This is a genomic window from Shewanella zhuhaiensis (assembly GCF_022484835.1).
Lineage (GTDB): Bacteria > Pseudomonadota > Gammaproteobacteria > Enterobacterales > Shewanellaceae > Shewanella > Shewanella khirikhana.
On record NZ_JAKUDL010000001.1, the window covers coordinates 67,646 to 89,876 of the forward strand.

Here is a 22,231-nt window from a genome sequence, read left to right on the forward strand (position 1 = left end):
CCCGTGATCCAATGGCAAATCAAACGCTTCGCTGAGCTGGATGCGCTGACGCTGTATCAGCTGCTCAAGCTCAGGGTTGATATCTTCGTGGTGGAACAAAGCTGCCCTTATCCCGAACTGGACAACAAAGATCTGGCTCCGGATGCACTGCATCTGCTTGGCTGGCGTGATGATGCGCTGATGGCTTACGCCCGTATTCTGCCGCCGGGAGTGAGTTACCCTGAGGCCAGTATTGGCCGGGTGGCGGTGGCTGAGGCAGCCCGTGGCGGCGGCAATGCGCGCCAGTTGATGGCCCAGGCTATAGAGGCTGCGCTGACTCAGTGGCCTGATGCCGGGATCCGGATTGGTGCCCAGCAGTACCTCGAAGGCTTTTATGGCTCATTGGGTTTTGCAGCTGTCTCCGAAGTCTATCTTGAAGATGGTATTCCCCACCTCGACATGTTGTTCAACAAGGAATCGATGTCATGACTCAATACGTGAAAAACGAGCGCCAATTGGTATGTGTTGCCAGCTTTCTGGCTTTTCCCGGCAAAGAAGAGGCGCTGATTGCAGCCTTAAGTTCGCTGATTGCCGACACCCGCCGCGAGCCGGGTTGTATCCGCTACGAGCTGAACCAGAGCCGTGATGAGCCCAGACGCATTACCTTTGTGGAGAAGTTTGTCGACCTGCAGGCGTTTGAGGAGCACTGCGCCAAAGACGCTATCCAGCACTATTTTCATCAGGTCATGCCGGGGCTGGTGGAGTCGTATCAGGTAGAAACCTATCACGAAATCATCGCCTGATTTGCAAGCAAGCCATCTGAGCAAAAGCCCCGCCGAGCGGGGCTTTTTGTTTGAGCGTGAATCGGCCACAGAATGCGAAAAGGCCGTATCAGGGAAGTCTTGAACTGTGCCGGAAGGGAAAGGGATTTGAGAAAACAAGGCAGTGGCGACCAGATTGACCGCCTGCTGTCTGTGTCAGCCCACTATTGCCGGGGAGGACTGCCGGGAGGGGGCATCGGCAACAGGGCCCGCGAAGGCTTAATGAGGCCTCAGGGTTATCTCAGGCCGGATGTTCAACTCGCCATCGGCATCCAGGGTGGCTATGTCTTTATCCTGGGCGATAATCGCCAATGGACCCTGGGGCAGGTTTCGCACAAACAGCAGGCGATATCCCCAGGTTTGCAGCCGGTAGAGGCTCATCTTCTGTTCTGCGGTCATGGTGTCCCAGTGGTCCTGGGTACGCAGTGCAATCCCTCGCCTGTCTTGATCCACCGCCAAGGTTTGATTCATCATATCTCGCCCCAACAATTAGGTGATAACTGGCATATTAAGCGCGCATTTTACCCTATTTTATCTGGTTAAAATTTGCGCTGGCGCATGTTTATCCTCTATACGCACCCAGAGCTTGTCAAGGATCAACTTAAGTATGTTCGACTACATCGCGCCCGTGTTTCGTCCACCCTCGGAATGGAAGTCACTGATATTGCAAGTGACCAACGGTTGCAGCTATAACCGCTGCCGTTTTTGCGACATGTATACCGCCGAGCAGAAACGTTTTCGGGCCTTTAAAGAAGACAAAATCGAGGCGGAACTGGCCAAAGCTGCTGCCTCGGGCGTGCCCATCAGACGGGTGTTTCTGGCCGATGGCGATGCCATGACGCTGCCATTTGCCCGCCTCGAAGCCATCTTGCTGCTTATCAAACAATACCTGCCCGATGTGAGCCGGGTGAGCAGTTATTGCCTGCCGCGCAATCTGGCCAATAAGTCGGTACCACAGTTGGCGCGGCTGCGGGAGCTGGGGCTTAGTTTGATGTATGTCGGTTGCGAGAGCGGCGATGATGAAGTGCTGGCCCGGGTTGCCAAGGGTGAAACCTTTGCATCGTCGCTGGAGGCGCTGGAAAAAATCCGCGCCGCGGGGATGAAATCGTCGGTGATGATTTTAAATGGCCTCGGCGGCAAGGCTCTGTCGCAGCAGCATGCGCTGAATTCCGCCCGGCTGATGAATGCCGCCCAGCCCGATTATCTGAGCACTCTGGTGGTGACATTGCCGCTTGGCAAGGCGCGGATGGATGAGGGGTTTGATGGCGGTTTTGAGCTGCCGTCCCAGGCGGAACTTTTTACCGAAATGCACACGCTGCTGGCCAATCTTGAACTTGAGCAGACTGTGTTCCGCTCAGATCACGTTTCCAACTATTTGGTGCTGAAGGGCATTTTGGGGCGGGATAAGGATGCGCTGCTCAGGCAGGTTCAACTGGCAATGCAGGCGCCTGCCGAGGCAAATCTGCGACAGGAGTGGCAGCGGGGGCTGTAGCGCTTGCTTGGCTCTCGTACTCGCTTCGCTGAGGCACAGGCAAGCACAGAGCCGACTTTGGAGGTGTGCCACTAGGATTGTGGCAGCTGTCCCTCGGCAATCATGTCTTTGGTCAGCTCGATACACAAATCTTTAAACCATTGGATTAATGGGTCTTTATGTACCCTTGCATGCCAGTAAAGCATGCCTTCGATGGCCGGGATTTGTGCCAGCGCCAGATGCTGCAGGCCTTCGCTGCGGGCTAAGAATCGCTCCGGCAGGAATGCCAGGTGCCTGCCGGCTTTCAGGGATTGTTGCAGTACCAGAATCGATGAGCAGCTGAAACTGCATTTGCGGCCAAGGCCCAGCTCCTGCGCCAACAGGTCGATTTGCTGTTCAATCAGATTCGAGGCGCTGAAGCGGGCATGATCCCACTCGAACACATCTTCAATCGTCGGCTTTGCCAGCTTGGCGATGGGATGATTTGGGCTGAAAAACACCAGATATTGCTCGCGGGTGGTGCGGCGGCCATAAATGTTGGGCGGCGGCATTTCCACCCCGCCTACTGCCAAGTCGAGCTCACCCGACTCCAACATGGAAAAGATATCCGACGGTTTATGGATAAACTCCAGCTCCACATTGGGCGCATCCACCATCAACCGCTCCAGCAGTCTCGGCACAAAGGCCTCGGCCACATCGGCCACCAGACTGAAGCGAATTTTACCGCTGGCTTCCTCCGGCAAAAATGGCTTTTGCAGCAGCAGTCGGCTGGATAATTGCAGCCACTGGTGCAGCGGCTGGTACAGCTTGAGCGCTTTGTCGGTGGCGGCAATGCCCTGGCCTTGCTTAACAAACAGCGGTTCATCAAACAGCTTGTGCAGTTTTTTCAGGTTCTGGCTCATGGCCGGTTGTGACAGGCCCAGCCGCTCGGCGCTGCGCGAGACACTCTGCTCTTCAATCAATACTGCAAGACACAGCAGCAGATTGAGGTCGCAACTACGGATACGGGCGATGTCGGCCTGATTCAACATAATGAAAACTCTTTGGATAACAGGCTGGCCTTCACTAACGATGCCAACTCGTTTCGAAAATACTGATGCAGTTGTCTGTGCCTTGGACGGTCCGCCCAGCACAGCTGCAAATCGAGGTATTGGGGCTCGCCAAACCAGACCAGCCGCTGTTGTATTTCTGCGGGCAATACCAGCACCGCATGATGGGGCAGCAGGGTGGCGGTTCCGGCCTGGCGCAGACCATTGACCAGCACGCTTAAGGATTCGGACGACAGTAAATAACCCTGCGCCGCATCATCCATGGCCTGCAGACTTTGCTGCTGCTTTAACTGGCCGTGCTCCTGAAACTGATAACTGAGCAGTCGCTTGGGGCCTGAATCACTATCCAGGGTGGCATATTGCCAGCAAGCCTTGCCGATACTGGTGTGCCTGATACCTTTGGGAAAGCTGTCGTAAAACCCCAGCACCAAATCCAGTCTGTCCCGCAGCAGCGACTGAAAACAGTCTTTGTGCTGGGCCTGATAGTCCAGCGTCAGCCCCGGCGCGCGTTCACCAAAGTGGCTGATAAGGTCGGGAATAAGCAGCTGAGCCGCCACATCATTCATGGCGAAGCGTACCTGCTCCTGCGCCTTGGCCGGGTCAAAACTCTGATCCCCCAGCAGCGCCGATGCCATGGTGAGGCAGTTTTGCAGCTCAGGCAGCATGGCTTCTGCCTTGCTCGACAGAGTCATGCCGTTGTGACTTTTAATCAGCAGGGGATCTTCAAACAGCACTCTTAAGCGGTTCAATGCCTGGCTCATGGCCGATTGGGACATTCCCAGCGCCTGCGCCGCTCTGGATACATGGGCATGCTCCAGCAGTACCGACAGGGTAAACAGGGCATTGAGATCGCTCGCTCTGAGCTTTTCAAGGTTTTGGTCCGAAAGGGGCATCCGTGTCTCACAGCAGGGGGTAACCTGCTGACTATAAAATGAAAGCACCCTTATCGCAAAATTAGCTGCACAAACCCTGTGGATATAAAAAAGGCCATTCCATGGCCCCGGATCACAAAGGCTGAAAGCGCCGTCCCCTCCACTCGCTCTGCTCTCTGTCGGGAATTGCCGGGGGGAGCTGCATAGCGGCTATGCATGATTGGCAATTCTGAGCAGAACGAGCTTGCCCGAGGCGTGGTTGACTCAAAGTGGCAGTCATTGAATCAACCGGGAGGTTGGGCAATCCATCAGCCCCACTATCCAAACCTTGAAGGTACCCCTTACGGGGCTACCTGAATTTGCTTCTCGGCGGTCAGGGTCACAATCACCCGGCGCTCCAGCTGACGTTCGCTGATGCTGTCACCATGGGCCTGAGTTTCACCTTCGGCGCGCTGGTCCATGGACTGTACGTCAACACCGTGGCTGGCCAGATAATCGGTCACTGTGGCAACACGCTTCTCAGACAGCATCTGGTTGTAAGTCGCATCGCCCTGGTTGTCGGCCTGACCGATAAGCACAATGGCGTCTTTATCGTTCTGCTTCGACAGGTCCACGATTTGGTCCAGCTTGGCCTGGCCTTCACCGGTCAGAGTGGCTGAATCAAAGCCGAACAGTACGGCAACACTGGTGCTCTCGGTGCGGGTTTCCACCACAGGACGAGGCATCGGCTTGGTTTGCTTGTCGATGACTGCAGGCAGTGTCACGGCTGTTACCGGAGCCGGCTTGGCACCAAAGCGGTAGGTCAGCTGCACGCCAACGGTTTCGGCGTCCATATGGGCGGTTTCCCATGCGGTTTCATCGATATCGGTGAAACGGCGGTACTTGGCGGTCACGTCCATATTGTCGGTGATGCGATAGCCGATACCGGCGCCCACATAGGGAGAGGTGTCAGTGGCACTCACGTACTTGCCCACGCCCATCTGGTGCTCGAGGTGGTACTGATAGGCTCCCGCCTCACCGGTCAAAAACCATTTCTCAGACAGTGGCAGGGTACCCACAATGCCGAGGGTGGCACCGCTCACGTCGATGTTCTGACCCTGAGCCGCTGCGCCGCGCATATCGGTGGCATCCAGGGTGCCCAGGTCTTGCCAGCCAGCTTCGACGGCAAAATATTTGTTCAGTTGATAACCTGCAACAGCATTCCAGGCGGTGTCGTCACCGTCTTTCAGGTGGCTGTCGGTGCTGACATTGTTGAAGTCAGTCTGGCCGGCGCCGGCGCCGAAGTAGAAGCCGCTATCAGGTGCGGCGGCGCTGGCATAAGAGGTGGCAGCAATCAGGGCCAGTGCAATCATTGACTTTTTCATCGTTCACTCCTTGGTGTTGGAACACTTTGTTTTCGAAAGTGAAGCCATTGTAGGCAAGGCAACGGTGATGAACGATAAGGCGAATCTAATATTGATTATTAGCTGTGGTTATATTTATTTGCCGGACGAATGAATGGCACAAGAACGGATAAGCAGAAAAAATGAAGGCCCCGCCAAATGCGGAGCCTTTATTGGTGAGCTTTATTGCTGGTGCTGATTAGCAGGTCTTTGGTGACTCAGCCCCATCAGCGCTTATGAATGGCGCTTACCGGCGTTGATTCATTCCGAAATCAGATGCACTTCACGGCTGGGGCAGGGGATCTTGATCGCGGCTGCCTTCAGCGCTTTGTGAATCGCCTGATGGGTAATGTATTTGTCCTGGAAGTAGCTTTGGGTTGGCAGCCAATAGCGGATACCTATCTCGATGCCTATAGCATTAAAGCCGTTAATACCAACCTGAGGTGGATGTTCGGCGCTGAGGCGGCCGCTTTGGCACAGGGCGTCGTTGATAAGGACCACAACTGCCTCGGCATCTTCCTGATAAGCAATATTGAAATGGCTTTCCACCAATTTGAACTCGAAGGAGTTATGCAGGATTTCACCGACAATGTGCTTGTTGGGGATGCTGATTTGTTCGCCTTCTTCATTGGTCAGAATGGTCATGCCCAGCAGTATGTCTTTTACTACGCCGGTGACGCCGCGCACGCTGATGGTATTACCCACAACGAAGGGGCGGGTGACTATGATGGTGATCCCGGCGGCGTAGTTGGACAGCATTCCCTGAATGGCAAGACCTGCACCAAGGGAGGCAGCACCTATGGCGGCGACCATGGGGGTGACACTGATCCCAAGCTTACTCAGGGCGACAATGGCCACCATAATCACAATCAAAATACGGATAAGATTGGTGGCAAAGTTGCTCAGGGTGATATCGATTTCATGCTTTTCGAGCTGCTTGGCCACCATAGAGGCCACCTTTTTTGCCAGCCACAGGCCCGCGAGAAAGATGAGGATGGCGCCCATCAATTGAAAGCTGTAATTCACCAGATATTGGTAAATGATGTCGTAGGCGCCCTGAAGCTGCGCCAGTTCCTGTTCCAGACTCGAATTCATGTCCATATTTCCTTTATCTTTGCCTCAAGCTGAGGGCAAGGGACATCTTAGCCAATCAACAGCAGAAATGAGAGCAAAAAAATGCAGATAGGTACCGATTTTGTGGTCGCAAAACCTTCTATATCTTTTTGTTTTTATTAATTAAAACGCACCGTTCAATATATTTGACTTTGTATGAATAATAAATTACGCAAATCGCATAAAAATTCGTTGCATCTTCATAAAAAATAGCGTCTACTTCGCTCGATTTTTAGCGGCAGACTGCCATCCTTTATTTAGGCGAAGCACAGGAGACCAAGGGCCAATGAGCCAATTTCAATCTATTGACGTTGCTGATTTTTATGACAGTGAAACCTTTGCGCGAATTCAGGAATTCGCCAAGGACAAGGCAACCCCTTTCGTGGTGATTGATACCAATATCATCGCGAAGCAATACGATGACATGGTGACTAATTTTCCCTTTGCCAACGTTTATTATGCAGTTAAGGCTAATCCGGCGAAGGAAATCCTGACGCTGCTGAAAGACAAGGGCTCCAATTTCGATATCGCCTCTATCTATGAGCTGGATATGGTGATGGCTGTGGGCGTAAGCGCCGATAGGGTCAGCTTTGGCAATACCATCAAGAAGCGCAAAGACGTGCGTGCCTTCTTTGAGCGCGGTGTTCGCCTTTTTGCATCCGACTCTGAAGCGGATCTGCGCATGATTGCCGAAGAAGCCCCCGGCTCAAAAGTGTATGTGCGCATTCTGACCGAAGGCTCACAAACCGCTGACTGGCCGCTGTCGCGTAAGTTCGGCTGCCAGAATGAAATGGCCTACGAGCTGCTTGCTCTGGCCAAAGAGCTGGGTCTGGACCCTTATGGCATCTCCTTCCACGTGGGCTCACAGCAGCGCGATATCGGCGCCTGGGATGCGGCGATTGGCAAGGTGAAGGTGTTGTTCGACCGTCTGCGCGACGATCACGGCATTACCCTGAAGATGATCAACATGGGTGGCGGCTTCCCCGCCAACTACATCGACAAAACCAATCAGCTTGGTGTTTATGCCCAGCAGATCAAACACTTCCTCAAAGAGGACTTTGGTGATGAACTGCCGGAGATCATTCTGGAGCCAGGCCGCTCGCTGATTTCCAACGCCGGTGTGCTGGTATCGGAAGTGGTGCTGATCAGCCGTAAATCCCACACGGCGCTGGAGCGTTGGGTGTATACCGACGTGGGTAAGTTCTCCGGTCTGATTGAGACCATGGATGAGGCCATCAAGTACCCGATTTACACCGAGGCCAAGGGTGAGCTGGAGAAATGCGTGATTGCCGGTCCTACCTGCGACAGCGCCGATATCATGTATGAGCACTACGCATATGGCCTGCCCGCTGATCTGGCCATTGGCGATCGCCTCTACTGGCTGACTGCGGGCGCGTACACCACGACCTATTCAGCAGTGTGCTTCAACGGTTTCCCACCACTGAAAGACTACTACCTGTAACGGTTTTCCTATAAAAGAAGGGCGCCTTATCGGCGCCCTTCGCTTTTTGAAGCAGCAGCTAACAGGGTGACATCAGTTGTCGTATGACTTGAGGATTTGGTGTATTTCCTCTTTCAAGTGCAGCTTCTTCTGCTTCAAAACTTTCAATTCCGGGGTGCTGTCGCTGGCTGGATGTCTCTCCAATTCTGTGATTTCTTTGTCTAGCTCATTGTGTTCATTAAATTTTTTAATAAAGTGCGCATCTTCGGTTTTTAATTTGGTGATCAGCTCTCGGTACTCTGGAAACATCGGCAGCGTCCTTTTTTACAGGTGTTTTTTCTTGGGTTCACCTTAACCCTACGCCTGAGTTTCAGGGCAAAAAGTGATCTGGATCACCAAATGAATATCATTAAATTAAGCTATTTATTTTTAAGACTTTTATTGCGAATTGACCACCGGATTTGCCACTGTGATCACATTTGTGGGAATCGGCCTTTCGGCCAATGGAATCGCTACTCACGGCTGCTATCTTATTAATCAGCAGATTAGTTTGTTTGGTAACTCTATTACGACATAACCTTTACGCATTGGCAGAAATTTCGTGATCAAGTTAACCTTATCGGCTTCGATACTAGGTTAAAGTCGAAGCTATTAGAATTTTATTATCAAAAATGAAAGGGGTTTTCACCATGGCTGATGTATTTCACCTGGGTTTGACTAAAGACATGCTCGACGGCGCCACCCTGGCGATTGTGCCGGGCGACCCGGAGCGCGTGAAGCGAATCGCCGAACTGATGGATAAGCCAACCTTCCTGGCAAGCCACCGCGAATTCACCACTTATCTGGCCTATCTGGACGGCAAGCCTGTGGTGGTTTGCTCTACCGGTATTGGTGGTCCATCTACCTCTATTGCCGTGGAAGAGCTGGCTCAGCTGGGCATCAACACCTTCCTGCGCGTGGGCACCACGGGTGCCATTCAGCCCCATGTGAACGTGGGCGACCTGATTGTGACCCAGGCATCTGTGCGTCTTGATGGCGCCAGCCTGCACTTTGCACCTATGGAGTTCCCTGCGGTGGCCAACTTTGAATGTACCAGCGCCATGGTAGCCGCCTGCCGCGATGCCGGTGTTGAGCCACACGTTGGTGTAACTGCCTCCAGCGACACCTTCTATCCAGGTCAGGAGCGTTACGATACTGTATCTGGCCGCGTGACCCGTCGTTTTGAAGGTTCCATGAAAGAGTGGCAGGACATGGGCGTGCTGAACTACGAGATGGAGTCCGCCACCCTGTTCACCATGTGTGCCTCTCAAGGCTGGCGCGCTGCCTGTGTGGCTGGTGTGATTGTAAACCGCACCCAGCAGGAGATCCCGGACGAGTCCACCATGAAGAACACAGAAGTCAGTGCTGTGTCTGTGGTAGTGGCTGCGGCCCGCAAGCTGCTGGCCTGATCCCGGCTTGATTAAAAAGGCGCCCTCGGGGCGCTTTTTTTATGGTCAAAGAAATTCCATTATGATTGACATAATATGTCGCCAAGCTGAAAAACTGCTGTTATAGTCGTGTCAGGATCGCACTGGATTGGAGGGGGAGATGGAGTTTTCAAATCCGGTAATCATTTGGGCCTGTGTCGGTGTGGTGTTGATGTTGGCCGAGGTCATAGTACCCGGTGGCATTGTCATCCTGCTGGGCGCAAGCTGCCTTATTGTGGCGGCCTCGCTGGGCATTGGGTTGATTGAGGGCGTGGCTCAGGCTTTCACCCTCTGGTTCATCAGTTCTATGGTGTTGTTGCTGGGATTTCGTCATGTGACTCAGCGACTGGTGGGGGGCGACTCTCACGTCGACAACACCGATGAAGAGCTGGATCTGTACAATCAGCAGGCGCTGGTTAAAGCCGATATCGGGCCGGGGGAAAAACCGGGCCGGGTCGAGTTTCAGGGGGCCGATTGGCCCGCATTGGGGGATGGCAGCCTGATCCCATCAGGAAGCCGTGTCAGGGTAATTTGCCGTGACAACATTTCATTAGTGGTCGAGGCTGTGCCTGCGGACCAACACGCCTGATTTTTCGAACAGGGAGGGAACCATGTTACTGTTCACAATCGTTTTCTTATTCATTGTTTTTCTTCTTTTTAAGCTGATGCTGGTGGTGCCCATGCGCGAGGTGGCTGTGATTGAGCGCCTTGGCAAGTTCCGCACCGTGCTGGCACCCGGCTTCCATTTTCTGATCCCGTTTTTTGATCGGGTGGCTTACAAACACGATACCCGCGAGCAGGTGCTGGACGTACCCGCCCAAAGCTGTATTTCCAAGGACAACACCCAGCTTGAGGTGGATGGCCTGGTATACCTCAAGGTGATGGATGGCAAACTGGCGAGCTATGGCATTGAGGATTATCGTCTGGCGGCGGTAAACCTGGCCCAGACCACCATGCGCTCGGAAATCGGTAAGCTCACCCTGAGTGAAACCTTCTCTGAGCGGGATCGCCTCAACGAGTCCATCGTACGCGAAATTGATAAGGCCTCTGAGCCCTGGGGCATCAAGGTGCTGCGCTACGAGATTAAGAACATCACCCCATCGCGCCACGTTATTCATACCCTTGAAAAGCAAATGGAAGCTGAGCGTCGCAAGCGGGCAGAAATTACCCTCGCCAACGCCGAGAAGGCGGCCATGATTAACCTTTCCGAAGGTGAGCGTCAGGAGGCCATCAACCTCTCTGAAGGCGAGAAGCAAAAGCGCATCAACGAAGCCAGGGGCACAGCGGCGGAAATCGCCATTGTGGCCGGCGCCAAGGCCGAAGGTATGGCGCTGGTTTCCCATGCCCTGTCGGTGAATGGCGGTACCGAAGCGATGAACATGCAGCTTAAGGAACAGTTCATCAAGCAGATAGGTGAAGTGCTGAAAAATGCCGAAGTCTCAGTGGTTCCGGCGGAGCTTGGCAAGATGGAAGGCTTCTTCGAAGGCATGGACAAAGTCAGCCACGCATTGAACAAGGCATAAGGAGACGCACACATGGAATTGCCAGTAGAAACCGATCTGATTGTGATGGCCATCTGGGGCCTGATTTTCTTCATCTTTATTGTGAAGCTGTTCCAATCTATCCGTCTGGTGCCCACCAAGTCGGCTTATATTGTTGAGCGTCTTGGCAAGTATCACTCCACCCTGGATGCAGGCTTCCACGCTCTGGTCCCCTTTATCGATAAGGTTTCTTATATTCATGATCTGAAAGAAGAAACTATCGATGTTCCGCCGCAGGAATGCTTCTCCAGCGACGAAGTAAAGGTGGAAGTGGACGGGGTGATTTATATCTCTGTGGTTGACCCGGTTAAAGCCAGTTACGGCGTGACCGACTACCGCTTTGCCGCCATCCAGCTGGCGCAGACCACCACCCGCTCTGTGATTGGTACTCTGGAGCTGGACCGCACCTTCGAAGAGCGCGATGTGATCAGCGCCAAGGTGGTGGAAGTGCTGGATCAGGCCGGTGCCACCTGGGGTATTCGGGTACATCGTTACGAGATTAAAAACATCCAGCCGCCTGAAACCGTGAAAAACGCCATGGAAATGCAGGTGAACGCCGAGCGTGAGCGCCGGGCGCTGCTGGCCAAGAGTGAAGGTGATAAACAGGCCAAAATTAACCGCTCCGAGGGTATCAAGGCCGAAACCATCAACCGCTCAGAAGGTGAGATGCAAAAGCGCATCAACGAAGCCGAAGGTAAGGCGGAAGAGATCCTGGCCATTGCCCGTGCCACCGCCGAGTCGATTGAAAAGCTCGCCGGGGTGATTGCTGCGCCCGGGGGCCAGAACGCACTCAGGCTACAACTGGGTGAGCAGTATCTGAGTCAGCTCAAGGGCCTTGGCCAGCAAGGCAGCCGCGTGGTGGTGCCCGCCAATATGGTCAACTTCGACCAGTGGATGGATGCCATGGGATTAAAAGAAAAGCGCTGAAATAACAGCGTTGTTAACGCCTGAATCATAGCAAGGAAAGCCCTATGAAAAAGACACTGATGTCCATCCTGATCGGCGCAAGCCTCCTGAGTGCTCCGGTATTTGCCGGTGAAGCAGAGCGCCGTGCCCAGGTTGAAGAGCTGCTGATTGCCATGAATGCCGATGCCCTGATGGATGCCATCTATGGCCAGATGGCAGGCATGATGAACCAGATGCAGGCGCAGCTGCAGGTGAAAGAAAGTGAGCGTGCGATCGTGGATGAATTCAACGCTAATGTCGTTAACTTTATCACTGAGGAGATAGGTTGGGATAAGCTCAAAGGCCCGATGATTGATATCTACGTGAATAACTTAACCGAGAAAGAAATCAGCGACATGCTGGCTTTTTATCAGAGTGAAACCGGTCAATCCATGGTGAAAAAGATGCCGGCCATGACTCAGGAGTCGATGCAGGTGACCATGGGGCTGATGCAGCAGGCGATGCCGAAAATGGACGCCTTGGTAGAAGATTTTAAGCGTAAGCTTCAGGCGGAACGCGCCAAGAACAACCAGTAATCACTGCTTGTGTCTGAATAAAAAAGAGGGCCTTGGCCCTCTTTTTGTTTTAATGCGATTTGCTTTGCAGTAAGGGCTCCAGCGCCATCGCAATACCAATCAAACGGGCGTCACTGTCTTTACCTGCAAAGAGTGACAATCCCAGCGGCATGCCGCCGGTTTTGGCCATGGGAATGGTGATATGGGGATAACCCGCCACGGCTGCAGGGCTGCTTGCACTGCCGCCATAATGGTCGCCGTTGAGTTCATCGATTTTCCAGCCGGGCCCTGTGGTGGGGGCGACAAGGGCATCGAGCTTATGCGCTGCAAGCAGCTTATCGATACCCAGCTTGCCTGCCAGTTCCTGCGCCCGCGCGCGCGCAGCTGCAAACTCAGGCTCGGCGCGGCCTTTGGAAGCATCACTCATTTCAAACAGTTCCTGACCGAACAGCGGCATGGCCTTCTGGGCATTGGCGTTATTGGCAACAATCAGATCCGCAAGGCTTTTTTGCGGCAGTGCTGTGCCCGCCAGGTACTCGGCAATGGCATCTTTGAAGTCCCACAGCAGTAGTTGAAACTCAAGCTCGCCCATTTCACCCAGCCCCTCTAGCTCAAGGCCATCGACCAGGGTGACGCCGGATGCCTGCAACTTTTCAAGGCTGGCGGCAAAGGCGGCATCAGTACGGGGGCTGTAGCCCATCAGATTGGCCACTACACCAAGGCGCAGGCCCTTAAGCTCAGCGGCGGGCACCCTCATGTTGTGACCCGAAATCACCACAAGCAGGGTGGCGGCATCGGCAACCGAGTTGGCCATGGGGCCTGCGGTATCCTGCAGCGCTGAGATGGGAATAATCCCCTGTTGGCTAACCCATCCAAGCGTTGGCTTGATACCCACCACGCCGTTCATGGCCGCAGGGCAGGTGATAGAGCCATCGGTTTCTGTGCCTATGGCCAGCGGCGCCATTCCCAGTGCCACAGCGGCGGCAGAGCCGGAACTTGAACCACAGGGGCTGCGACTGGGGTCGTGGGCGTTACCGGTTTGGCCACTGAGGCTGCTCCAGCCGCTGAGGCTGTGGGTGGAGCGAAAGTTGGCCCATTCACTGAGGTTGGTTTTGCCAAGAATAATGGCACCTTCGGCCCTGAGTTTCTGGATAAGCGGCGCATCCTGAGTGGGGACGTTGTTGGCCAGCAGCACGCTGCCAGCGGTATTGGCCATGCCATCGGCGGTGTCGATGTTGTCTTTTATCAGCACAGGAATGCCATGCAACGCGCCCATGGGTTTACCTTGTGTACGGGCGGCATCCAGCCGTTGTGCCTGGGCGCTAACATCGGGCGCCAGGGTGATTACCGCGCGGTATTGGGGGTTTTTGGCGGCAATCACATCCAAATAGTGACGGCTGATGTCGGCGGCTGACAAGGTACCCTGCTGCTGGGCATTCAGCAGCGAGGCAACATTGGCATGTTCAAAATCGAAGGGCGCGGCAGTTTGCTCAGCAAAGGCGCTGCCAAGTGACACGGCACAGAGCAGAGCGCTGAGAAGCAGAAATCGGGCTTGGGGTTTCACGTATGACCTTTCCTTGGGCGTAACAGGTATGGGTCAAGGTGCGCAAATTTCAGTCCGCCGTCAAGCGGCTGGGTTCTGGTGTCTGTCTGGTGGCGCTCAGGCAGCATGTCGCGGCTTTACACGGGAAGCACGCAGGTCTGGCGTTACTCCCGCAGATGAAACAGCAGATACAGACTGGTGATAATGAAGATGGCAAGCAGGATGGCAAGTAACATGAATTTCCCTCCCTTCAGGCGACTCCTCCTTTTGCGCCTTGATTGCACCTGTAACTGGGTGGCGGCGCCCCGGTCATCCTTGACCATGGCCGGTGCCAGGCTCGACTCCAAAGCCCCGACCAATTGGGCGCCATTGTAAGGGGAATTTCCCCTTTTCCCTTTCCGCAGTTATCCGACCCTGAGCCGCATACTTTTGGACAGCAAAGTTGTAGCGCCAAATGGCCAAAAGTGGGTGTGAAATGTTTTGAATTTATTTGAAATCTAAATAAATCAAGTGATTAGATTTTACTGTTGTTGCGCCAATGAAGCGGCCGGTGGGGCTTTATCGGTGGATTTAACTCCCCAGCTTACGCCATCCAGCAGGGCAAACAGCGCTTCCTCATCCACGGCCACTCCCTGGGCACCGTGCTCAAGTACCAGCTGACGCTGGGCATCCGAGGGCAAAATGGTATAGAGGAAAAATGGGGTGTTGTCGCCACTCTGTCGCAGGCTCTCTACCAGCTTAAGCCCTGCCAGCGAATCTTCGCCACGACCCATGTCGGAGATAATCACATCGTAGCGATACATCGACAGCAGCATAAGCGCTTCGTCGGTGCTGGTGGTGGTGTACACCGCGATATTGCGTTTTTTCAGGCTGGTGATTTCAGCCTGGTTGTTACTGGGATGGTCATCCACCCACAGTAGTCGGCCTTTTACGTCCGCGGGTTCGCCAATGAGCAGGGTTTGCGGATTTTGACTGAGATACTGCCAAACGCCTGCCAACAGCACTGTGGCTGCAAGGGCTGCCCACAGCAGCGGATGGGCACGGCGTTTAGTGGCTGGATGCATCTGTGTTGTTGGGGCGGTCTCTTGCTGCGGGGCTGTTTGCAACCGGGCGGCCAGTTCGGGCTCGAGCCGATAGCCACGGCCGTGCAGGGTTTGAATAACGCTCTCGGTCACCCCGGCATCTTTAAATAACTTGCGGGTATCGGAGATCAGCCGGGCAACTGACCAGCTACTGACCACTGTGTTGGGCCACAGGGTGTCGAGCAACATTTGCTGATCCACCGGCTCCGGAAAGCGCTCGATCAGCAGTTGCATCAGCAGCAGGGTACGTTCGTCACAATGAAGCTTCTGACCATGGCAGGTCAGGTTGCGTCCTTGGACGTCCAGTGTCAGCGGCGGCAGTGTATAAGTCATGGAGTCGAATTTGGCTGTATCAGAATTGCACAATTGTATCTTAATCACTCGCCGGCGATTTGCCCAGTAATGGATTGTGCGGCGGCGCCCCATGCCGGAATGCTTCTGTTATAATGCCGCCTCGACTTTTGGGAGGCAGGAATGGACGTTTCTTTTTTACTGGATGGCCTGAACGATAAACAGCGTGAAGCGGTGGCAGCGCCCCAATCCAGCATGCTGGTGCTGGCCGGTGCAGGCAGTGGCAAGACCCGGGTATTGACCCACAGGATTGCCTGGCTGTTGCAGGTTGAAAACCAGAGTCCTTATTCCATTCTCGCCGTGACCTTTACCAACAAGGCCGCCGCCGAAATGCGCGAGCGGGTGGAAAAAATCGTTGGCCATAACACCGGCCGGATGTGGATTGGTACTTTCCACGGCCTGGCTCACCGGCTGCTTCGTACCCACTGGCAGGACGCCGGATTGCCGCAAAGTTTCCAGATCATGGACTCCGACGATCAGCAGCGACTGCTTAAGCGTATCCTCAAGAGTCTGAATCTGGATGAAAAACAGTATCCGCCCAGGCTGGTGGCGGGCTATATCAATGGCAAAAAAGATCAGGGCTTAAGACCCGACCATATTGATGCCGGTCCCTTCCCGATGGAGCAAAAGCTGCTGGAGCTGTATCGCATCTATCAGGACAGCTGTGACAGAGCCGGTTTGGTGGATTTTGCCGAAATCCTGCTGCGCGCCCATGAACTGTGGCTCAATAAGCCCCATCTGCTGGCTCATTATCAGGACAGATTCCGCCATATTCTGGTGGACGAGTTTCAGGACACCAACGCCATTCAATACGCCTGGATCCGGGTGCTGGCGGGTAACAGCGGCAATGTGATGATAGTGGGCGACGACGATCAGTCGATTTACGGCTGGCGCGGCGCTCAGGTGGAAAACCTGCATCGCTTCTTAAAAGATTTCCCCAGCGCCCAGACCATACGTCTTGAGCAAAACTACCGCTCCACCGGCAATATCCTCAAAGCCTCCAACGAGCTCATTGCCAACAACCCCGACCGTATGGGCAAGGAGCTGTGGACCGAAGACAAAGACGGCGAGCCGATTTCTCTTTACTGCGCCTTCAACGAAATGGATGAGGCGCGCTTTATTGTCGGTCGGATCAGCGACTGGCAGGACAAGGGCGGCATGCTGGGCGAGTGCGCCATTCTCTACCGCTCCAACGCCCAGTCGCGGGTATTGGAAGAAGCCTTGTTGCACAAAGGCTTACCTTATCGTATCTATGGCGGCCTGCGCTTCTTCGAGCGTCAGGAAATTAAAGACGCCATGGGCTATCTGCGGCTTATTTCCAACCGCGATGACGATGCCGCCTTCGAGCGGGTGGTCAACACCCCCGCCCGTGGCATAGGCGAGCGCACCATGGATATCTTGCGCTCAACCGCCCGCAAAGAGCAGCTGACCCTGTGGCAGACCAGTCTGCGACTGATGGAAGAAAAGGTATTGTCTGGCCGCGCCGCCAACGCGGTGAAGGGCTTTTTGGATTTGATAGTGCAGCTGCGAAACGACACCGACGAGCTGCCACTGTATCGGGTGGCTGACCATGTGATTCAGCACTCGGGCCTTAAGGCTATGTACGAGGCTGAAAAGGGTGAAAATGCCCAGGCTCGGGTAGAAAACCTTGAAGAATTGGTCACTGCCGCCCGCAGTTTTGAGATGCCCGAAGAGCTGGATGACATGCCAGAGCTGGACGCCTTCCTGTCCCACGCAGCGCTGGAAGCCGGTGAAGGTCAGGCAGATGCCCACACGGATGCGGTGCAGCTGATGACGCTGCACTCCGCTAAGGGCCTGGAGTTTCCGCTGGTGTTTATGGCCGGGGTGGAAGAAGGGATTTTCCCAAGCAAACTGGCGCTGGAAGAAGGCGACAGGCTCGAAGAAGAGCGGCGCCTGTGTTACGTGGGTATGACCCGCGCCATGGACAAGCTCTACATCACCTATGCTGAGTCACGGCGCATTTACGGCCGTGAAGATTACGCCCGTCCCTCGCGCTTTATCCGCGAAATTCCGCCGCAGTATGTGGAGGAAATTCGCCTCAAGGCTCAGGTGTCGGCGCCCATGGCGGCCAACCGTTTTGCCCATGCTCAGCAGTCGTTCAACGATTCGGGCCTCAGAGTGGGCGGCCGGGTCAGACACTTCAAGTTTGGCGATGGCACAGTCACCAACTACGAAGGCAGCGGCCCCCAGGCGCGGGTACAGGTACATTTCGATGACTTCGGCAGCAAGTGGCTGGTGGTCAGTTACGCCAAGCTGGAAAATATCTGATTTAAGGTCGTCACGGCATTTGGCATAATCGGGCGCGAAACCCAAAAGGAAGTCACATGAGCAAACTTGCGCAAAAATGGGATGCATACTCCCGCCTGATGCGGCTTGACCGCCCGATCGGCACTCTGCTGCTGCTGTGGCCCTGTCTGATGGCACTGCTGCTTGCTGCCGGTGGCATGCCCGACATCAAGGTGCTGATGGTGTTTGTGATTGGTGTGGTGGTGATGCGTGCCTGCGGCTGCATTATCAACGACTATGCCGACCGGGATCTCGATGGTCATGTGGCCCGCACCAAAAGCCGTCCGCTGGCCAGCGGTGAAGTCTCGGTGCGTGAGGCGATTATTCTGTTTGTGGCGCTGGGGCTGTTTGCCTTTACCCTGGTGCTGATGCTCAATCCGCTGGTGGTGAAGTTGTCGGTGGTGGGCATTATCCTCACCGTAATTTACCCCTTCACCAAGCGCTGGACCAATATGCCGCAGATGTTCCTCGGTGTGGTGTGGAGCTGGTCGATTCCCATGGCCTATGCCGCCCAGACCGGTGAAGTGCCTGCGTCTGCCTGGTGGCTTTTTGCCGCCAACTGGTTCTGGACTGTGGCCTACGACACCATGTATGCCATGGTCGACAGGGATGATGACCTTAAGGTTGGTATCAAGTCGACGGCGATTTTGTTTGGCCGATTTGACAGAGAAATCATTGGCTTATTTCAGCTTGCGGCGCTGGGCTGCTTTATTGCCGCCGGTTGGAGTGCCGATCGTGGCCTGCTCTATGCCCTGGGCATTGCTACCTTTATCGGCTTTTCGGTGTACCAACAGCGGCTTATCCATGGCCGCGACCGCGCCGATTGCTTCAAGGCGTTTTTGAACAACAACTATGCCGGACTTACTCTCTTTTTGGCGCTGGGTGCAGATTACGGAATATCTGCGCTGTAGCCGCGCCTACCGGGCTGAGCTGCTGGTGGATCATCCACTGATTGTCCGGCGGTAGCGTTCGCTCCAGATCAGCATCTTTCACATTCTCCGGCGTCAGCACCTCGATAATGGGACTGACCAGTGCCGGCGCATAGCCATCTTCCAGCCATTTCACGGCCAGACTCACAGATACTCTTGCCTGCAGCACCGGCGAGTCGGTGACTGTCGCCTGCAGGGCGCCATCGCGAATAAGTTCAATGGTTTGCGGGTTTGAATAAAAGGAAATCACCTTGGTTTTGCCGCGCTTGCCATCGGTAAAGTACTTGCTTGCCACTGTGGCGGCCACTGCGTTGGCGATGATGTAGTTGGGGTGGTGGCTGCCCACCATTTTGCGTACCAAATCGGCCTGTACAAAGGTTTCGGTAACCCCGTAGCCGCCGTGGTACAGGGTAAATTGCTGGCCCTCCAGCGCGGCTTCTAGGCCGTTTTCAGCGTCTGTGACCCAGGCGGCGCCTTCCGGCCCGGGGAACCAGCCCAGATCCCGCTCACCCTGAGTGTCCTGTGCCAGCATAAATTCCACAGCGGCCCTGGTCATATCCGAAAAATGCACCAGCGAGCGACTGCTGACCTTATCGGTGCTCATGCCATTGACCAGATCGATTACCGGAATGCCATCGGCATTCAGCAGTGCCGCCTCGGCGTTGAGGCCATCGGCGGAAATGGCCGCGATGATATAAGCATCGGCCTTGAGTTTATGGCAGTCGCGCAGCTGCTGTTTTTGTACTGCCAGCTTGTCGTAGCCACCGGCATCGTAAATACCGATTTCCACGCCGAGGCGTTTCGCTTCCTCCGACAAGCCCCAGGCAACGCCCCACCAGTAATGATCTTTGCCATGGGGCAGGAGGGCGCACAGGCGCCAGGGCTTGCTGGCCGTCCTGGGAGGCTGGAACTGGGCAGGGCTGCCATCGACCATCATTTCCAGGGGAAACCACTGTGCTGCACAGGGCAGGGATAGCAGGGTCAGCAGCAGGGCAAGGGTTCGCATAGTGCACGGGTTGATTAAGGGTTATTGAAATAAGCCTAGTTCTTCTGTGGCCAATTGAAAGGCGCCCGCAAGCAGCAAGGCAAATAAAGCGATAAATCAGCGGCTTAACCGTATGCCGAACGTTTAAAAATATTAGATCTGCAGTGGTTTCTGTTGTCAAAATCCACCGCGATGGCGTTATCATGATGCGGTTTAGCAAAATAATTGCGTATCAGCTGTCTGTTATAGGGAAATTTAGATGAAGAAAGTGATTGTGCTGGCGCTGCTTGCCGCTGGTGTTGTGGGCTCTGCCCAGGCTCGGGACTCTATTGGTCAATATCCCATTGAAACCCTGCTGGCGAGCAGCAAAGCCAAAGAGGCGCTGCTGGATGTACCTTTGTATTTTGGCAGCCAAACTCACCCGGAAGTGAAGAGCAGCTATGGCGAAGTGGTCAGCAATAAAAAGACCAATGCCTTTGGCAAATCGGATCAGGAAGCCTGTGAATGGGTCATGCTGAGTGCGCTCAAAGCCCTGCAGGAACGAGCCCAACGTGAAGGCATGGATGCGGTGGTGAATATCCAGTCCTGGTACAAGAAGCGCGATTTTGCCAGCGACACCGAGTATGAATGTGGCGCCGGAAACATTATGGCCGGCGTGGCGCTGAAAGGCACTCTGGTGAAGTTCTAACACTGAACTCAAGAGACAAAAAAGCAGGCCTTGGCCTGCTTTTTCTGTTTATGTCTAAGGCTGATTACACCAGTGTGGCCAGGTTGGCCGGACGGTAATACACGGATTTGAGCACCTTACCCTGACGTACGGTTTTGCCTTCCAGATCAACATCTTTGGCGCACTTGGCAATTAAAAAATCGCCCTGATGGCTGCCAACAATCTCCACACCCTGCTTGGCGTAGTGGGCGATGGTGTCGTTAAGCTCGGCCTCGGTGCGGCACACCTTGCTCATATTGCTTGAGTGCACTTCATCCCAGCAAACTTCAAAGTTGATGCCACGGTTTGCCGCCACGTGCAGCAGCACATCGATAAAATAGCTGATTTCCAGATGGGCATCGGCGCGCTTGGCACCCAGATGCACCGCGCGGCCCATGAGTACATAGACGCTGTCCACAATGGCATCGGCCTGCTCGACTTTGCTATCGGCTTCGGCAAGCTCGGTCAGCTCTTCAATAATCAGCGAAGAGTGCAGGGTGTCGGCCTTGTCATCCAGGCTGGCGCCGTCTTCCACCGGTAAATCGAAGGTGGTGCGGAATTCGTGAATGTCCCGGTACAGTTTTTCATAGAGTGCCGGTGTCAGCATGGTCAGTTTCATGGCTCGCCTTTTTGCGGAAATTACGTGAGACTCGGGATGATAAAGAATTGCCTCGCCCGAGGCAAAACCCATTCAAGCCAACCAAGGAGCCCGAATGCATCCCGCCAAGGTCGACCGTAACAAGCTGAATAAGCTCACCGACTTGCCCAACGTGGGGCCAGCCACTGCCAAGGATTTGGTATTACTGGGAATTCATCACCATGATGCGCTGAAGGGGCAAGATCCGCTGACCTTGTATTTGCGGCTGTGCGACCTCACCGGGGAGCGGCACGACCCTTGTGTACTTGATGTGTTTATGTCGTTGGTGGCTTTCAGTGAGGGGGATGACCCCAGGCCATGGTGGGATTACACCGAGGCGCGCAAAGCGCGATATCCAGAGATTTAGAAAAAGCCTTTCCCGCCGGAAAGTCGGCGTGCATGGCGGGAAAGGGGCACAACACTCTTTGGGTGGAGGAACCCGAAAAGACTCTTGCCTAGCAGGGTGGTTTGCAGGGAACCAGTTTAGACGGAAGGGGTTTCCATCAGGGTTTGTAGATGCTCGCCGGTATACTTGTGGCCGAGCGCGCGCAAAAACGCCTCGGACTCCTTATCGCTCCAGTCAAGGAAACCTCGGACAAAGCCCACAAGGTTTCCCTCACCATCAAATACATAGGTTGCCGGTACCACGTTGGCGGGCATGATGGCCTCCACTTTCAACTGTGGGTCGAACCAGCTTTGATATTGCTCCAGCCCATGGCGGCTCAAAAAGGCCGGAATGCCGGACGGATCTTCATCCAGCGACAGCGGCACTATTTCGATAGGCGCATCAATGAGCTGGGTTTGCAGCGCCTGCAGCGCCGGCATTTCCCGAAGACAGGGGGCACACCAGCTGGCCCACAGGTTCAGTACCACCAGTTTGCCCTGATGCTCATCGAGGCGTTTGGCATTGCCATCGATATCGGCAAAGCGAATATCCGGAATGCTGCGGGCACGGCTGAGTTCCACAAAGCCTGTCATCACCATGGGCTTACTGAGAGCTTCCCCTGTGTCATAGGCCTTGTGTTGCAGGTTTCCGGCAGCCATGGCCGCGCTGCCAAACAGGCTCAGAATAATCAGCAAGATACGCATAGTTGTT

General features: G+C 54.6%; 24 protein-coding genes. 13 read left to right on the plus strand and 11 right to left on the minus strand.

Going from position 1 to position 22,231, the window contains the following annotated elements:
- The first annotated feature begins 6 nt into the window (after positions 1-6).
- Together MJ923_RS00240 and MJ923_RS00245 are read left to right on the plus strand one after the other, a co-directional pair.
- Positions 7-468: a GNAT family N-acetyltransferase gene (locus MJ923_RS00240; RefSeq protein ID WP_240590216.1), complete on the plus strand. Its 462-nt coding sequence runs from the start codon at positions 7-9 to the stop codon at positions 466-468.
- On the plus strand, positions 465-782 hold the full coding sequence (locus MJ923_RS00245) for a putative quinol monooxygenase (protein ID WP_240589397.1): 318 nt from the start codon (positions 465-467) through the stop codon (positions 780-782). The genes MJ923_RS00240 and MJ923_RS00245 overlap by 4 nt, the downstream gene beginning before the upstream one ends.
- 237 nt (positions 783-1,019) lie before the next feature.
- Here MJ923_RS00245 and MJ923_RS00250 read toward each other — a convergent pair whose 3' ends face one another.
- Complete coding sequence (locus MJ923_RS00250) at positions 1,020-1,274, minus strand: hypothetical protein (RefSeq protein ID WP_240589398.1); 255 nt, start codon at positions 1,272-1,274, stop codon at positions 1,020-1,022.
- Positions 1,275-1,407: 133 nt separating this feature from the next.
- Here MJ923_RS00250 and MJ923_RS00255 point away from each other — a divergent pair, with 133 nt between their 5' ends.
- The gene (locus tag MJ923_RS00255) at positions 1,408-2,292 is read left to right on the plus strand and encodes a radical SAM protein (RefSeq protein ID WP_240589399.1); all 885 of its coding nucleotides are present in this window, start codon (positions 1,408-1,410) and stop codon (positions 2,290-2,292) included.
- A gap of 71 nt (positions 2,293-2,363) precedes the next feature.
- On the opposite strand, the gene MJ923_RS00260 is transcribed toward MJ923_RS00255, so the two are convergent.
- From MJ923_RS00260 to MJ923_RS00275, 4 genes are all read right to left on the minus strand, one after another.
- On the minus strand, positions 2,364-3,302 hold the full coding sequence (locus MJ923_RS00260) for a LysR family transcriptional regulator (protein ID WP_237158677.1): 939 nt from the start codon (positions 3,300-3,302) through the stop codon (positions 2,364-2,366).
- A complete protein-coding gene (locus MJ923_RS00265) occupies positions 3,296-4,213 on the minus strand; it encodes a LysR family transcriptional regulator (protein ID WP_240589400.1) in 918 nt (305 codons plus the stop codon). The genes MJ923_RS00260 and MJ923_RS00265 overlap by 7 nt, the downstream gene beginning before the upstream one ends.
- Positions 4,214-4,533: 320 nt before the next feature.
- Positions 4,534-5,556, minus strand: coding sequence for an outer membrane beta-barrel protein (locus tag MJ923_RS00270; RefSeq protein ID WP_240589401.1), 1,023 nt, complete (start codon positions 5,554-5,556; stop codon positions 4,534-4,536).
- A gap of 279 nt (positions 5,557-5,835) precedes the next feature.
- Positions 5,836-6,669, minus strand: coding sequence for a mechanosensitive ion channel family protein (locus MJ923_RS00275; protein ID WP_240589402.1), 834 nt, complete (start codon positions 6,667-6,669; stop codon positions 5,836-5,838).
- 304 nt (positions 6,670-6,973) lie between these two features.
- Here MJ923_RS00275 and MJ923_RS00280 point away from each other — a divergent pair, with 304 nt between their 5' ends.
- Positions 6,974-8,149, plus strand: a complete 1,176-nt coding sequence (locus MJ923_RS00280) for a type III PLP-dependent enzyme (RefSeq protein WP_126169249.1) — start codon at positions 6,974-6,976, stop codon at positions 8,147-8,149.
- Between the two features lie 72 nt (positions 8,150-8,221).
- Here MJ923_RS00280 and MJ923_RS00285 read toward each other — a convergent pair whose 3' ends face one another.
- Entirely contained in the window at positions 8,222-8,437 is a 216-nt protein-coding gene (locus MJ923_RS00285) for an HP1242/YdcH family protein (RefSeq protein WP_126169250.1), read from the minus strand.
- Positions 8,438-8,817: 380 nt separating this feature from the next.
- Here MJ923_RS00285 and udp point away from each other — a divergent pair, with 380 nt between their 5' ends.
- From udp to MJ923_RS00310, 5 genes are all read left to right on the plus strand, one after another.
- Entirely contained in the window at positions 8,818-9,576 is a 759-nt protein-coding gene (gene udp, locus MJ923_RS00290) for a uridine phosphorylase (protein ID WP_126169251.1), read from the plus strand.
- Positions 9,577-9,715: 139 nt separating this feature from the next.
- Positions 9,716-10,183 carry an NfeD family protein gene (locus tag MJ923_RS00295; protein ID WP_126169252.1) on the plus strand — a complete coding sequence of 156 codons (468 nt, stop codon included), beginning with the start codon at positions 9,716-9,718 and terminating at the stop codon, positions 10,181-10,183.
- A 22-nt stretch (positions 10,184-10,205) separates the two neighbouring features.
- A complete protein-coding gene (locus tag MJ923_RS00300) occupies positions 10,206-11,117 on the plus strand; it encodes an SPFH domain-containing protein (RefSeq protein ID WP_240589403.1) in 912 nt (303 codons plus the stop codon).
- Between the two features lie 12 nt (positions 11,118-11,129).
- Complete coding sequence (locus MJ923_RS00305; RefSeq protein ID WP_240589404.1) at positions 11,130-12,062, plus strand: SPFH domain-containing protein; 933 nt, start codon at positions 11,130-11,132, stop codon at positions 12,060-12,062.
- Between the two features lie 44 nt (positions 12,063-12,106).
- Positions 12,107-12,616, plus strand: a complete 510-nt coding sequence (locus MJ923_RS00310; RefSeq protein WP_240589405.1) for a DUF2059 domain-containing protein — start codon at positions 12,107-12,109, stop codon at positions 12,614-12,616.
- A gap of 49 nt (positions 12,617-12,665) precedes the next feature.
- Here MJ923_RS00310 and MJ923_RS00315 read toward each other — a convergent pair whose 3' ends face one another.
- Together MJ923_RS00315 and MJ923_RS00320 are read right to left on the minus strand one after the other, a co-directional pair.
- Positions 12,666-14,159 carry an amidase gene (locus MJ923_RS00315; protein ID WP_240589406.1) on the minus strand — a complete coding sequence of 498 codons (1,494 nt, stop codon included), beginning with the start codon at positions 14,157-14,159 and terminating at the stop codon, positions 12,666-12,668.
- Between the two features lie 500 nt (positions 14,160-14,659).
- The gene (locus MJ923_RS00320; RefSeq protein WP_240589407.1) at positions 14,660-15,553 is read right to left on the minus strand and encodes a response regulator; all 894 of its coding nucleotides are present in this window, start codon (positions 15,551-15,553) and stop codon (positions 14,660-14,662) included.
- Positions 15,554-15,694: 141 nt separating this feature from the next.
- Here MJ923_RS00320 and uvrD point away from each other — a divergent pair, with 141 nt between their 5' ends.
- Together uvrD and ubiA are read left to right on the plus strand one after the other, a co-directional pair.
- Positions 15,695-17,860: a DNA helicase II gene (gene uvrD, locus MJ923_RS00325; protein WP_240589408.1), complete on the plus strand. Its 2,166-nt coding sequence runs from the start codon at positions 15,695-15,697 to the stop codon at positions 17,858-17,860.
- A 56-nt stretch (positions 17,861-17,916) separates the two neighbouring features.
- A complete protein-coding gene (ubiA, locus tag MJ923_RS00330) occupies positions 17,917-18,789 on the plus strand; it encodes a 4-hydroxybenzoate octaprenyltransferase (RefSeq protein WP_240589409.1) in 873 nt (290 codons plus the stop codon).
- Here the strand turns inward: ubiA and torT are convergent.
- Positions 18,740-19,813: a TMAO reductase system periplasmic protein TorT gene (gene torT, locus MJ923_RS00335; protein ID WP_240589410.1), complete on the minus strand. Its 1,074-nt coding sequence runs from the start codon at positions 19,811-19,813 to the stop codon at positions 18,740-18,742. The two genes, ubiA and torT, sit on opposite strands and share 50 nt — an antisense overlap.
- 238 nt (positions 19,814-20,051) lie before the next feature.
- On the opposite strand from torT, the gene MJ923_RS00340 reads away from it, so the two are divergent.
- A complete protein-coding gene (locus MJ923_RS00340; RefSeq protein WP_240589411.1) occupies positions 20,052-20,480 on the plus strand; it encodes an excinuclease ABC subunit A in 429 nt (142 codons plus the stop codon).
- Between the two features lie 64 nt (positions 20,481-20,544).
- Here the strand turns inward: MJ923_RS00340 and MJ923_RS00345 are convergent, their stop codons facing one another.
- The gene (locus tag MJ923_RS00345) at positions 20,545-21,117 is read right to left on the minus strand and encodes a nucleoside triphosphate pyrophosphohydrolase family protein (protein WP_240589412.1); all 573 of its coding nucleotides are present in this window, start codon (positions 21,115-21,117) and stop codon (positions 20,545-20,547) included.
- A 94-nt stretch (positions 21,118-21,211) separates the two neighbouring features.
- Here MJ923_RS00345 and MJ923_RS00350 point away from each other — a divergent pair, with 94 nt between their 5' ends.
- Positions 21,212-21,502, plus strand: coding sequence for a helix-hairpin-helix domain-containing protein (locus MJ923_RS00350; protein ID WP_240589413.1), 291 nt, complete (start codon positions 21,212-21,214; stop codon positions 21,500-21,502).
- Between the two features lie 116 nt (positions 21,503-21,618).
- Here MJ923_RS00350 and MJ923_RS00355 read toward each other — a convergent pair whose 3' ends face one another.
- Positions 21,619-22,224 carry a TlpA family protein disulfide reductase gene (locus MJ923_RS00355; protein WP_240589414.1) on the minus strand — a complete coding sequence of 202 codons (606 nt, stop codon included), beginning with the start codon at positions 22,222-22,224 and terminating at the stop codon, positions 21,619-21,621.
- Positions 22,225-22,231: the final 7 nt, after the last annotated feature.